Origin of the sequence: Nonomuraea sp. NPDC059007 (genome assembly GCF_042740555.1) — a bacterium.
GTDB lineage: Bacteria > Actinomycetota > Actinomycetes > Streptosporangiales > Streptosporangiaceae > Nonomuraea.
The window spans coordinates 370632-381910 of the sequence record NZ_JBHYJD010000002.1 but is presented as its reverse complement, the minus strand read 5'-3'; the positions used below and the strand labels follow the sequence as shown (position 1 = coordinate 381910).

Genomic DNA, 11279 nt, shown 5'->3' with positions numbered 1-11279 from the left:
CCTGACGGATCACCCAGGAGGCAAATCGTGTCCAGGTATGACAGATGGAACGCGATTCTCGAATTGCTCGCCCAGGAGGGCCGTCTCTCCGTAGAGGAAGCCGCCCAGGCGCTCGAGGTCTCCACCGCCACCATCCGCCGCGACTTCGACCAGCTCGCCCAGCAGCAGATGCTCATGCGCACGCGGGGCGGGGCCGTAGCCCAGAGCGTCAGCTACGACCTGCCGCTGCGCTACAAGACCGCCCGGCACGCCGACGAGAAGCACCGCATAGCCGCGGCCGCCGCCGAACTCGTCAACCCCGGCGCCGTCATCGGCCTCAACGGCGGCACCACCACCTCGGAACTGGCCCGCACGCTGGCCACTCGTTCGACGCTGGAGTCGGGCTTCACCATCGTCACCAACGCGCTGAACATCGCCTCGGAACTGACCGTCCGCCAGCACGTCAAGATCGTGGTGACCGGCGGAGTGGCCCGCCAGCAGTCCTACGAACTCATCGGCCCGCTGGCCGGAGGCGTCCTCGACCAGGTCACCCTCGACGCGGCGTTCCTCGGCGTGGACGCGCTCGACGCCGAACTCGGCGCCTCTGCCCACCACGAGGGCGAGGCCAGCGTCAACCACCTGCTCGCCAGCCGCGCCGCCCAGGTGGTGGTGGTCGCCGACTCATCCAAGATCGGCAAACGCGCCTTCGCCCGCATCTGCCCCCTGTCCGAGATCGACACCCTCGTCACCGACGAACAACTCTCCGACGCGCTCTTCGACCAACTCTCCGAAGCGGGCGTCAAGGTGATCCGCGCCTGACGCTTGGTTCACGCCTCGCCCTCTCTTCGAGCGCCTATCCGTTACGGCAAGCCGCCCCACCGCCACCCGCCGTCGTGCGCGCGCCCCGATCGTGGGGATCGCTTCTCACGTCGGACGTGGTCCCCACCGCAACGGCCCACGTCGTCCCCCTGAGACCCGAATTCTTGGCCCCCGAAACCGGCCCACCCTTGCCCGGCGGCGTCTGTGGCGTGCACCCCAGCCGGGTTCTCACCGGCTTGTGACCAGCTCCTCCTCCGAGACGATGACCTCGGGGAACTCGGGCAGGCCTTGCGAGCGCACGCACTCCGTGAACGCCTTCACCCCGTCGTGAGCGGGCGGGGCGACGGCGGGGGGCCGGGGCGCGGCCACGGTGGTGGCGATCACGGCCGCGGTCACGGCCACGACTTTCAGGGTGGATCCCAGCATGGTGTCCTCCGGTTCGGTTGCGCTGGCACCAGGCAACCGGAGCGGCGGTTGCGGGGCGGGAACCTCCGCGGTTACCCGGCTGTAACCGGATGCGGGGCATTCTGGGGCATCATGCGGGTGCTGATGGTCGAGGACCACGAGGAACTGGCCCTGACGGTCGCCGCCGGGCTGCGGCGCGAGGGCATGGCCGTGGACGTGGTCTTCGACGGCCACGCGGCGCTGGAACGCGCGGCGGCCAACGCCTATGACGTGGTGGTCCTGGATCGCGACCTGCCCGGCGTACACGGCGACGAGGTTTGCAGGACGCTCGCGGACGGCGGCTCGCCCGCGCGGGTGCTCATGCTCACCGCGGCGGGAACGATCTCCGACCGCGTCACCGGCCTGGGCATCGGCGCCGACGACTACCTGCCGAAGCCGTTCGCCTTCGCCGAGCTGGTCGCCCGGGTACGCGCGCTTGCCAGGCGGGCGTGGCCCGCGTTGCCGCCAGTGCTGGTTCGCGGTGGGCTCAGGCTGGATCCGTCCACGCGGGTCGCCACTCGCGACGGACGCCGGCTGACGCTGAGCCCGAAGGAGTTCGCGGTGCTGGAGCTGCTGCTGGCCGCGCAGGGCGCGGTCGTCTCGGCGGAGCAGTTGCTGGAGCGCGGCTGGGACGAGTTCGCCGACCCGTTCACGCAGACGGTGAAGGTGACGATCAGCCGCCTGCGCCGCAAACTCGGCGACCCTCCGCTGATCGAAACCATCCCCCAGGCCGGATACCGCATATGAGGACCGTGCGATTCCGCCTGACCGCGCTCTACAGCGGCCTGTTCGTCCTGGCCGGGGCGCTTCTGGTCGGGCTCACCTATCTCCTGGTCGAGCACTCTCCCTTCCCCAGCCCACCGGCCGCCCCCGTCCTGCCGGTCGGCGGGGTCTCGGCGGCCGTGACCGTCCGGGAACCGGCGCTGGGCGTCCTCCGGGAACCGGTCATGTCCAAGCGCCTGCTGGTCAACTCGCTGATCGCGCTGGGCGCCATGGCCGTGGCCTCCCTCTGGCTGGGGTGGCTGGTCGCCGGGCGGGCGTTGCGGCCGCTGGGGGTGATGACCGCGACGGTACGCCGCATCACCGCCGACCGGCTGGACCGCCGCCTGTCGGCGACCGGACCAGACGACGAGCTCAGGGAGCTGGCCGACACCTTCGACGAGCTTCTCGACCGGCTCGACGCGGCTTTCACCGCGCAGCGCCGCTTCGTGGCCAACGCCTCGCACGAGCTGCGCACGCCGCTGACCCTTCAGCGCGCGATGGCCGAGGTGGCGCTGGCCGATCCGGACGCCGACGTGGTGGCGCTGCGGGCCGTACTGGAAAGGCTGCTGGCCGCGGGACGGCACCAGGAGCGGCTCATCGAGGCGCTCCTGACACTGGCCCGCGGCCAGCAGGGCCTTGGGCGGCGGGAGCCGCTCGACCTGGCCGCCGTCGCGGAGCCGTTCCTGGGCCATCCGGGCGTCCGCGCGACCCTGGCTCCCGCGCCGGTCTCCGGTGACCGCGCCCTCCTGGAACGCCTGGTCGCGAACCTGGTCGGCAACGCCGTGACGTACACCGGGCCGGGTGGCCGGATCACGGTGGAGACCGGCGCGAACGGCGCCGCTGCCACCCTCCGCGTCACGAACTCCGGCGCGGTGATCCCGTCCGAGCAGGTTCCGATGCTGGTGCAGCCGTTCCGGCGGCTGGAGCCGGGGCGGCGGGCCTCGGGCGACGGCCTCGGTCTCGGCCTGTCGATCGTGGCCGCCATCGTCGAGGCCCACCAGGGCACGCTCGACCTCAGCGCGCCGCCCGAGGGCGGCCTGAGCGTGCGCGTCACCCTGCCACTTCGTCCTTGAGGCGTTCGTGCGCCTCGTCCCAACCGGCGGGGGCGGCGGCCGTCCAGAACTCGAACGTCGATGCCGCCATGCCGCTCTTGTACGCCTGGACGATGCCGCGATGTGGTTGCGCCCCGGCGAACGCGCCGAGCGCCGCGCGGTCCGTCCACGCCGACAACGTCCAGAAGGTCTTCCTGAACGGCGCCGCCTTCAACGTGGCCCCCACCGCCCCCGCGCTACGCCGGGCCTGCAACAGCATCCGCATCGCCTGGAGCAGGAACCCGGGCACCTGGGCCAGGCTCTTCAGCTCGAACCGGGAGGCCATCACCTGCACGTCGCCCGTGTGACCGGCAGCGGGTCCCGGCACCCAAGGAGTCATCATGATTAGATAGTAGCACTATCCAATAAACTGTCAACGGCCGATCAGGCGCTCCACGAGCACGTCGACCAGCTCGTGCGCCTCCTGCTCGGAGAAGAGTTCGGGCAGCGTCAGCCGTTCCATGATCAGCCAGTTGAGCGCGAGCATCAGCGTCACCACCGTCATGGAGTCGCCCGGCAGGCCGGAGGCCACGTGATTGGCGATGTTCTGATCCACGTCGGCGCGGATGCGCTTGGTGACGACCTCGCGCAGTTCGGGGCGGCGCGTGGACTCCAGGCGCAGTTCGAGCAGCGCCAGGAAGCCGGTGTTGAAGGCCATGACCCGGTCGACCAGCTCGTGCATGAGCCGGGCGAAGTGCGCGCGATCCTGGCCCCCCACGTCGGCCAGGGCCATGGTCTCGTCGTCGGGCAGCAGCCGCTCGTAGATGCGCCCGCCGGCCTGGGTCAGCAGGTCGTCGCGGCTGCTGAAGTAGTTGGACGCGGTGCCCGTCGGCACCTCGGCCGCCGCGTCGACCGCGCGGAACGTCAGCCCGCGCGCCCCCTCCTTGGCCAGCACCTCGATGGCGGCGTCGACCAACGCCTGCCGCCGCTCCGGATTCTTCCGCACTTGACACCACTCCATCTGTAGTACTACGTTGAAACCACTTCAAACAGAGTACTACACACGGAGTTAAAGATGCGAAAGCTTGTCTACTACGTCGGCGTCTCCATCGACGGCTACATCGCCGGCCCCGCCAACCAGTGGGACTTCTACCCGCTCTCCGACCAGATGTCGGCCTGGATCAACGCCCGCTACCCCGAGACCCTGCCCACGCACGTACGCGCCCACGTCGGCCTCGAAGGCACACCCAACCAGCGCTTCGACACCCTCGTGATGGGCCGCGGCACCTACGACCCCGCCCTGGAGATCAATGTCACCAGCCCGTACGCCCACCTGCGCCAGTACGTCGTCTCCACCACCCTGGGAAAGATCGACGACCCCACCGTCGAGCTGGTCACCGAGGACCCCATCGGGCTGGTCAGGCGCCTCAAGGCCGAGGACACCGGAATGGACGTCTGGCTGGCCGGCGGCGGCAAGATCGCGGCCAGCGTGCTCCCGGAGATCGACGAGCTGATCATCAAGAGCTACCCGGTCGTGGCCGGCGACGGCGTGGCCGCCTTCTCCGGCGGCTTCGACCCGACGCTGTTCACGCCCACCCATCGCGAGAGCTTCGACAACGGGGCCCAGGTCACCTGGTTCACCCGTGGCTAGCCGTACACGGAAAAGGACCCGCACCCCGAGGGGGCGGGTCCTTCGTGTCGCGGACGTCAGCGCTGCACCGGCGCGACCACGACCTCCACGCGCTGGAACTCCTTGATGTCGGAGTAGCCGGTGGAGGCCATCGTGCGCTTCAGCGCGCCCATGAGGTTCATCGAGCCGTCGGCCACGCTGGAGGGACCGTGGAGGATCTGCTCCAACGTGCCCACCGTGCCGAACTCCACCCGCCGCCCGCGCGGCAGGTCGGGGTGGTGGGCCTCCGAGCCCCAGTGGAACCCGTGGCCCGGCGCCTCGGCCGCCCTGGCCAGCGGCGAACCCACCATGACCGCGTCGGCGCCGCAGGCGATCGCCTTGGCGATGTCACCGGAGGTGCCCATGCCGCCGTCGGCGATCACGTGCACGTACCGGCCGCCGGACTCGTCCATGTAGTCGCGGCGGGCGGCGGCCACGTCGGAGATGGCCGTGGCCATCGGCACCGCCACGCCCAGCACGTTGCGGGTGGTGTGGGAGGCGCCGCCGCCGAAGCCGACCAGCACGCCGGCCGCGCCGGTCCGCATGAGGTGCAGCGCCGCCGTGTGGGTGGCGCAGCCGCCGACGATCACCGGGACGTCGAGCTCGTAGATGAACTGCTTGAGGTTGAGCGGCTCGGCCTTGCCCGAGACGTGCTCGGCCGAGACGGTGGTGCCGCGGATGACGAAGATGTCGACGCCCGCGTCGATGACCGTCTTGTGGTACTGCACGGTGCGCTGCGGCGACAGGCGCACGGCGGCGGTGACGCCCGAGGCGCGGATCTCCTCGATACGCCGGCCGATCAGCTCTTCCTTGATCGGCGCCGCGTAGATCTCCTGGAGCCGCTTGGTGGCCGCGGCCGAGTCGAGCGCGGCGCACTCCTCCAGCAGCGGCGACGGGTCCTCGTAACGAGTCCAGAGCCCTTCGAGGTCGAGCGGCGCCAGGCCGCCGAGGCGGCCGATCTCGATCGCGGTCGCCGGCGAGACGACACTGTCCATGGGCGCGACCACGACAGGCAGCTCGAACCGGTAAGCGTCGATCTGCCAGGCGATCGAGACCTCTTCCGGGTCACGGGTACGCCGCGAGGGCACGAGGCCGATCTCGTCGAGCGCGTACGCCCGGCGGCCCGTCTTGCCCCGGCCGATCTCCACCTGAGTCATGTTTTACCTTCTGTGGTAGTTGGGAGCCTCAACGGTCATCTGGATGTCGTGCGGGTGGCTCTCCTTGAGGCCCGCCGCGGTGATCGGCATGAGCTCGCAGTCGGAGTGCATCTGCGCGATCGTGCGGCATCCTGAGTACCACATACCCTGGCGCAAACCGCCCACCAGCTGGTGGGCCACCGCCGAGACCGGGCCGCGGTAGGGCACCTGGCCCTCGATGCCCTCGGGGATGTACTTGTCCTCGCCGCCCACGTCCGCCTGCGCGTAGCGGTCCTTGCTGAAGGACATGCCGCCGCGCTCGCGGTTGCGGACCGCGCCGAGGGAACCCATGCCGCGGTAGGACTTGAACTGCTTGCCATTGATGAAGATCAGCTCGCCCGGGGACTCCTCGCACCCGGCCAGGAGCGAACCCAGCATGACCGCGTCGGCACCCGCCGCGATGGCCTTGCTGATGTCGCCCGAGTACTGCAGGCCGCCGTCGCCGATCACCGGAACCCCCGCGGGACCACAGGCAAGCGAGGCCTGATGGATCGCGGTGACCTGCGGCGCGCCCACCCCGGCCACGACGCGGGTGGTGCAGATCGAGCCGGGGCCCACGCCCACCTTGACCGCGTCGGCGCCCGCGTCGACGAGCATCTGCGCGCCCGCCCTGGTGGCGATGTTGCCGCCGATCACGTCGACCTTGCTGTTGGCCTTGACCGTGGCGATCATGTCGGCCAGCCCCTTGGAGTGGCCGTGGGCCACGTCCACCACGACGACGTCGACTCCGGCCTCGATCAGCGCCTTGACCCGCAGCTCTGCGTCGGGGCCCACGCCCACGGCCGCGCCCACGACCAGGCGGCCGCCCGCGTCCTTGGTAGCCAGCGGGTACTGCTCGCTCTTGGTGAAGTCCTTGACCGTGATGAGCCCGCGCAACCGGCCGTCGCCGTCGATCAGCGGCAGCTTCTCGATCTTGTTGTTGCGCAGGAGCGAGAAGGCGTCGTCACGCGACACGCCCACCGGCGCGGTCACCAGCGGCATCGGCGTCATGACCTCGCGCACCGGGCGGCTCTGGTCGGTCTCGAAGCGCATGTCACGGTTGGTGACGATGCCGACGAGGATGCCGTCGCGGTCGGTCACGGGCACGCCCGAGATCCGGTACGTCGCGCACAGCCTCTCGACGTCGGCCAGTGTGTCGTCCGGAGTACAGGTGACCGGATTCGTCACCATCCCGGCCTCCGACCGCTTGACCAGGTCGACCTGCTGGGCCTGCTCCTCGATCGACAGGTTGCGGTGCAGGATGCCGATGCCGCCCTGCCGGGCCATGGCCACCGCCATGCGCGCTTCTGTCACCGTGTCCATGGCCGCGGAGACCAGCGGGATGGCGAGCGTGATGTTGCGCGACAGCTGTGTGACGGTCTCCGCTTCCCCCGGTTGGAGATCCGAATATCCCGGCACGAGCAGCACGTCATCGAAGGTCAACCCCGTTTGGGTGAATTTGGACATGCTGCGGCCCCCTCCTGCCTATGCGCTGATGCGACAAGTTTAGGGCCTGCCTGCAAACGGAACCGCGCGGGTCCGCAAGATGGGGGTGAGAATGCGCCGGGGGGACGATGACCCCCACGGACCGCCGTCTCCCCGGCGCCCCCGGAGAGGCACAAAAGTGCCGGAGGAACCGGCCGGTCGGTGATCCGCCCGGTTCCTCCGGCCACCGGCATCTGGTCGGACGCGCTCTACGCCACCGAACCCCCCTCCGCGTCCTGATGGCCGCGTCGCCCGACCCTTGATGCCGACGCTGGGTTAAGCCTGCGTTACTCATGGGCACACCGCAATGTGAAAACGTGCAATTGCACGAAGTTGCACCCCCGCCGAAGGAGTCAGAGCAACACCCGGACAGAGGTCCGGTGCCGGGTTATCCTCGCCGCACGCCCGTGTCCCCCCTACGGAGCCCCCCACATGCGTAACGAGCCCACCACCGTTTCCGATCCACTCGAGACGCTGGGCCTCGACCCGGCACAGACCGCGCTGTACACCGCGGTCCTACGCCTGCACCGCGCCACGCTGGCCGAGCTCGCCGAGGCCATGGACGGCCCCGCCGACAGGGTCGGCAGGCAGCTTGAGGACCTCGTCCGGCTGGGCGTGGTGGACGAGCGGTCCGGCGAGTACCTCGCCCGGCACCCGGCCGCCGCCCTCGGCCGGCTGATCGCCGAACGACTGGACCGGCTGGCCGAGGAGAGCCGGCGCATCGACTCCGCCCTGGGCTCGATCCGCGGCCTCATCCACGACTACGACGCCGGCCGCCACTACCAGAGCGGCCCCTTCCCGGTCGAACTGGTCAGCGGGGCCGACGTGCTCTACGAGAGCGTGGTCGGCATGGCCGTACAGGCTCCTCCGCTGGAGTTGCTGATCGCCATCCCCGACGAACGCACCATGACCGACTTCGTCCACAAGTTCGCCGACCCCTGGATCGACGCCCAGCGACGCCGCCTGCTCAGCATGCGCGCGGTGATCCCGGTGACCACCCTGGCCCTGCCAGGCGTCCGCGACCAGCTCACGCGCCTGCTGGAGTCCGGCGGAAGGGTCCGCACGCTCGACCGGGTGCCCAGCTGGTTCATGACCGCGGGCCCCGAAGCCGCCGGCCTGCCCGCGCTGTGGGGCGGCGGCCTGCCCGACCACGCCTACAACTTCTACCTCGTCCGCGCGCCCATCGTGGTCGGCGTCCTGCGCTCGCTCTTCGAGGAACTGTGGAGCCGCTCCGTACCCCTGCCGTGGGGGCGGCGGGGCGACGGCATGGTCCAGGTGCTGCGGCTGGCCGCGCAGGGCATGTGCGACGACTCGATCGCCCGCCACCTCGGCGTCTCGGTCCGCACCGTCCGCGCCCGCTTCGCCGACGCGATGGCCGAACTGGGGGCACAGTCCCGCTTCCACGCCGGCGTCGAAGCCTCCCGCCGCGGCTGGCTCGGCTAACCCCACCTTTCCGGTACGGCCCCGCCCCTCACCCCCGGTATCACCCGCGCCACCGTCCCGGACCCCGGCCGGCACACCTCAGCGCACCCACGCGGCGAAGCAGCGGCCCCGGGCACCCGCGCGGTGAGCTCAGAGGCACCGGCAAGCGGCCGAGCACAACCCACCCGAGCGCAGCCCACTCCGGCCGACCAACCCGAGGCGGCCACCTCGAAGCGCCGTCCGACAAGCAGCCCGGGCACAGCCCGATCCGAGCAGCCGACCCGAGCCGGCCGGCCCAAGGCGGCGGGCCCCGAACCCGGAGGGCCGAACCAGCGGACCTCAGCGTGGTCGGGAAGGTGGACCCGGGGCCTGGCCAGGGCTTTGGCAGGGAGTTTGCCGGTATTTCGGGAGCTGTGGTCCCGGGGTGAATGCGGCACAAGGGGTCGGTGCGGTGCTTATTAGTGCCCAGGCTGCGTTAGGTCACTATGGTGGAAAGGTGCTGGAAGACGTCCCCCGCGACCCGTTCGCGGACGATCCGAACGATCCTTCCTCGGCCATGGGCGAATTCGACGACCCGGAGCCGCTGACGGCGGCCGAGCGCGACGAGGCCATCACCGACCTCGCCGACGTGGAAGTCTTTCGCTCGCTGCTGGAGCCTCAGGGCGTCCTCGGACTGGTCCTCGACTGCCCGGAATGCGGCGAACAGCACTTCTTCGACTGGGAACTGCTCCGCGGCAACCTCCGCCAGATGATCGACAAGGGCCGCCCGCAGGTACACGAGCCCGCCTTCCACCCCGACCCCGCCGACTACGTGACCTGGGAGTACGCGAGGGGCTACGTCGACGGCGTCATGGACACCGAAGAGCGCCGCTGATCGTCGAGGTCTTGCCGCAACGCCGCCAGCAGCCGTAGCGCCGGATCCGTCGCGTCAGGCTGATACCCGAGCGCCAGAGCATCCAGAAACGCGTCCGTCTGCTCCTCAGCCGTCAACCCTTGAAGCTCCCACTCCCCGCCCACCGCCCTGCCAGGCTGCCGTTCCCCGGCCGCCGACTCCACGGAATCCGCCAGAGCACAAGACACCCGCTCCCCGACCGCCGCGGATGCCCCCTTGTCGGCCACCGCCCCACAGGGCTCGGCCCCCGGCAAGACGGACTCCTCCGGCCCAGAAGACCTGCCGGCCGCAGCGGAATCCGCAGCCGCCGAACCCCCACGTACCGACAAGCCTTCGGGCACAGGACCATCCGAGAGCTTGGGAGAAGGTCCGTCAGCCGTCACACGGGCCGAGCCGCCGGATGACGGATCGGCCGGGACGTGGGGCGACGGGCCGGTTGAGCTCGGGGGCGTCCGGTCGCCGTACGCGACCGCGCCCTCCACGTGTTCCTCCGGCGTCAAGCCGACTCCAGCTCGGCCATCTGCCGCAACCTGGCCAGCGCCCGATGCTGGGCGACGCGGACCGCTCCTGGTGACATGCCGAGTACATTACCGGTCTCTTCGGCCGACAGTCCTGACACCACCCGCAGCAGCAGGAGTTCGCGCTGGTTGGCGGGCAGCCGGGCCAGCAGCCTGCGCGCGTGCTCGACCTCGATGTAGCGGACCACGGTCTCTTCCGGTCCCGGGCCCTCGTCGGGCCCGTCAGGAAGATCCTGCGTGGGTACGGCGGAGCGCACCGAACTCCGCAACGCGTCGGCCACCTTGTGCGAGGCGATGCCGAAGACGAAGGAGGCGAAGGGCCGGCCCATGTCCCGGTAGCGCGGCAGTGCGGACAGCACCGCGATGCAGACCTCCTGGGCCACGTCATCTGCAATGTGATATTGCCCGGAAACCCGGCCCAGCCGGGCGCGGCAATAGCGCACCACCATCGGCCGCAACTCGCCGAGCAGGGATTCGATCGCAGAACGATCGCCCGCAACGGCGAGGCTCGTCAGTTCTCTTAGGTCGGAGTCATCCGTCCGTGCCGGAAGTCTCGACGCGAGCCTTACCCCAATTTTGGCGTCGGCGACGCTTCCCTCGCTCACGTTAGGCATGATGCCCGCCCTGGTCCGGCCTGTCGTCATGGCGAACGGCTACGGATTGGTCACATTGAAGAGACGATAACTACCCGTAATCGGACGACCACACTAAGCCTTTCTATGGAGTCGGAATATTTCACCAGATTCCCCGAAATGCGCGAAAATTGTCACGGGCGCGAGACGCTTTACTCCATAGGTTGGTTTACCGCAATAACCCAACTTTCCACATCTGGACATCCACCGGCCGCCGCCCCTACGCATGAGATCGCCCACCGGGCCTCATGCGCTACATACGCCTCATGCCCATAAAAACTCGCACAAAGGCATAAACCACCCAGGCGGGCACGATGCGCGCGTAACGGCGCCCGGCCCCGCATCACCGGAGGAGCGTCACCCTGGACGGAGCCCGGCCCTGTGCGGCGGGTGGGGGTAGGACGGCTGGGCCGTAACGGAAGGACCGCAGAACGCACCCCAGCCCCGCCAG

At 69.9% G+C, this 11279-nt stretch carries 12 protein-coding genes; 6 read left to right on the top strand and 6 right to left on the bottom strand.

The window, feature by feature from the left end; genetic code table 11:
* Positions 1 to 27: 27 nt before the first annotated feature.
* Positions 28 to 798: a DeoR/GlpR family DNA-binding transcription regulator gene (locus tag ACFWY5_RS04670; RefSeq protein ID WP_379614415.1), complete on the top strand. Its 771-nt coding sequence runs from the start codon at positions 28 to 30 to the stop codon at positions 796 to 798.
* 228 nt (positions 799 to 1026) lie between these two features.
* On the opposite strand, the gene ACFWY5_RS04665 is transcribed toward ACFWY5_RS04670, so the two are convergent.
* Complete coding sequence (locus ACFWY5_RS04665) at positions 1027 to 1224, bottom strand: hypothetical protein (protein ID WP_379614417.1); 198 nt, start codon at positions 1222 to 1224, stop codon at positions 1027 to 1029.
* A gap of 111 nt (positions 1225 to 1335) precedes the next feature.
* Between ACFWY5_RS04665 and ACFWY5_RS04660 the strand changes: the two genes are divergently transcribed.
* Together ACFWY5_RS04660 and ACFWY5_RS04655 are read left to right on the top strand one after the other, a co-directional pair.
* Positions 1336 to 1989: a response regulator transcription factor gene (locus tag ACFWY5_RS04660; RefSeq protein WP_379614419.1), complete on the top strand. Its 654-nt coding sequence runs from the start codon at positions 1336 to 1338 to the stop codon at positions 1987 to 1989.
* Positions 1986 to 3077, top strand: a complete 1092-nt coding sequence (locus ACFWY5_RS04655; protein WP_379614421.1) for a sensor histidine kinase — start codon at positions 1986 to 1988, stop codon at positions 3075 to 3077. Before ACFWY5_RS04660 ends, ACFWY5_RS04655 begins: the two co-directional genes overlap by 4 nt.
* Here the strand turns inward: ACFWY5_RS04655 and ACFWY5_RS04650 are convergent.
* Both ACFWY5_RS04650 and ACFWY5_RS04645 read right to left on the bottom strand, forming a co-directional pair.
* Positions 3055 to 3438 (bottom strand): hypothetical protein, encoded by a 384-nt coding sequence (locus ACFWY5_RS04650; RefSeq protein ID WP_379614423.1) that lies wholly within the window; start codon positions 3436 to 3438, stop codon positions 3055 to 3057. The two genes, ACFWY5_RS04655 and ACFWY5_RS04650, sit on opposite strands and share 23 nt — an antisense overlap.
* Positions 3439 to 3468: 30 nt before the next feature.
* Entirely contained in the window at positions 3469 to 4041 is a 573-nt protein-coding gene (locus tag ACFWY5_RS04645) for a TetR/AcrR family transcriptional regulator (RefSeq protein WP_379614425.1), read from the bottom strand.
* A gap of 69 nt (positions 4042 to 4110) precedes the next feature.
* On the opposite strand from ACFWY5_RS04645, the gene ACFWY5_RS04640 reads away from it, so the two are divergent.
* A complete protein-coding gene (locus ACFWY5_RS04640) occupies positions 4111 to 4686 on the top strand; it encodes a dihydrofolate reductase family protein (protein WP_379614427.1) in 576 nt (191 codons plus the stop codon).
* A gap of 56 nt (positions 4687 to 4742) precedes the next feature.
* Here ACFWY5_RS04640 and ACFWY5_RS04635 read toward each other — a convergent pair whose 3' ends face one another.
* Positions 4743 to 5861, bottom strand: a complete 1119-nt coding sequence (locus ACFWY5_RS04635; RefSeq protein ID WP_379614429.1) for a GuaB3 family IMP dehydrogenase-related protein — start codon at positions 5859 to 5861, stop codon at positions 4743 to 4745.
* A gap of 3 nt (positions 5862 to 5864) precedes the next feature.
* Entirely contained in the window at positions 5865 to 7346 is a 1482-nt protein-coding gene (guaB, locus tag ACFWY5_RS04630) for an IMP dehydrogenase (RefSeq protein ID WP_379614431.1), read from the bottom strand.
* 450 nt (positions 7347 to 7796) lie between these two features.
* Here guaB and ACFWY5_RS04625 point away from each other — a divergent pair, with 450 nt between their 5' ends.
* A complete protein-coding gene (locus ACFWY5_RS04625; RefSeq protein WP_379614433.1) occupies positions 7797 to 8807 on the top strand; it encodes a helix-turn-helix domain-containing protein in 1011 nt (336 codons plus the stop codon).
* 475 nt (positions 8808 to 9282) lie between these two features.
* Positions 9283 to 9660: a DUF5319 domain-containing protein gene (locus tag ACFWY5_RS04620; protein ID WP_379614437.1), complete on the top strand. Its 378-nt coding sequence runs from the start codon at positions 9283 to 9285 to the stop codon at positions 9658 to 9660.
* Positions 9661 to 10174: 514 nt separating this feature from the next.
* Here ACFWY5_RS04620 and ACFWY5_RS04615 read toward each other — a convergent pair.
* Positions 10175 to 10810 carry a sigma-70 family RNA polymerase sigma factor gene (locus tag ACFWY5_RS04615; RefSeq protein WP_184958018.1) on the bottom strand — a complete coding sequence of 212 codons (636 nt, stop codon included), beginning with the start codon at positions 10808 to 10810 and terminating at the stop codon, positions 10175 to 10177.
* Positions 10811 to 11279 lie beyond the last annotated feature (469 nt).

What these genes read in the sequence shown, in the direction of transcription:
- ACFWY5_RS04655 (WP_379614421.1), top strand. Translation starts at nt 1,986, where the DNA reads ATGAGGACCGTGCGATTCCGCCTGACCGCGCTCTACAGCGGCCTGTTC.
- ACFWY5_RS04615 (WP_184958018.1), bottom strand. Translation starts at nt 10,810, where the DNA reads ATGCCTAACGTGAGCGAGGGAAGCGTCGCCGACGCCAAAATTGGGGTA.
- ACFWY5_RS04625 (WP_379614433.1), top strand. Translation starts at nt 7,797, where the DNA reads ATGCGTAACGAGCCCACCACCGTTTCCGATCCACTCGAGACGCTGGGC.
- ACFWY5_RS04640 (WP_379614427.1), top strand. Translation starts at nt 4,111, where the DNA reads ATGCGAAAGCTTGTCTACTACGTCGGCGTCTCCATCGACGGCTACATC.
- ACFWY5_RS04650 (WP_379614423.1), bottom strand. Translation starts at nt 3,438, where the DNA reads ATGATGACTCCTTGGGTGCCGGGACCCGCTGCCGGTCACACGGGCGAC.
- ACFWY5_RS04660 (WP_379614419.1), top strand. Translation starts at nt 1,336, where the DNA reads ATGCGGGTGCTGATGGTCGAGGACCACGAGGAACTGGCCCTGACGGTC.
- ACFWY5_RS04665 (WP_379614417.1), bottom strand. Translation starts at nt 1,224, where the DNA reads ATGCTGGGATCCACCCTGAAAGTCGTGGCCGTGACCGCGGCCGTGATC.
- guaB (WP_379614431.1), bottom strand. Translation starts at nt 7,346, where the DNA reads ATGTCCAAATTCACCCAAACGGGGTTGACCTTCGATGACGTGCTGCTC.
- ACFWY5_RS04635 (WP_379614429.1), bottom strand. Translation starts at nt 5,861, where the DNA reads ATGACTCAGGTGGAGATCGGCCGGGGCAAGACGGGCCGCCGGGCGTAC.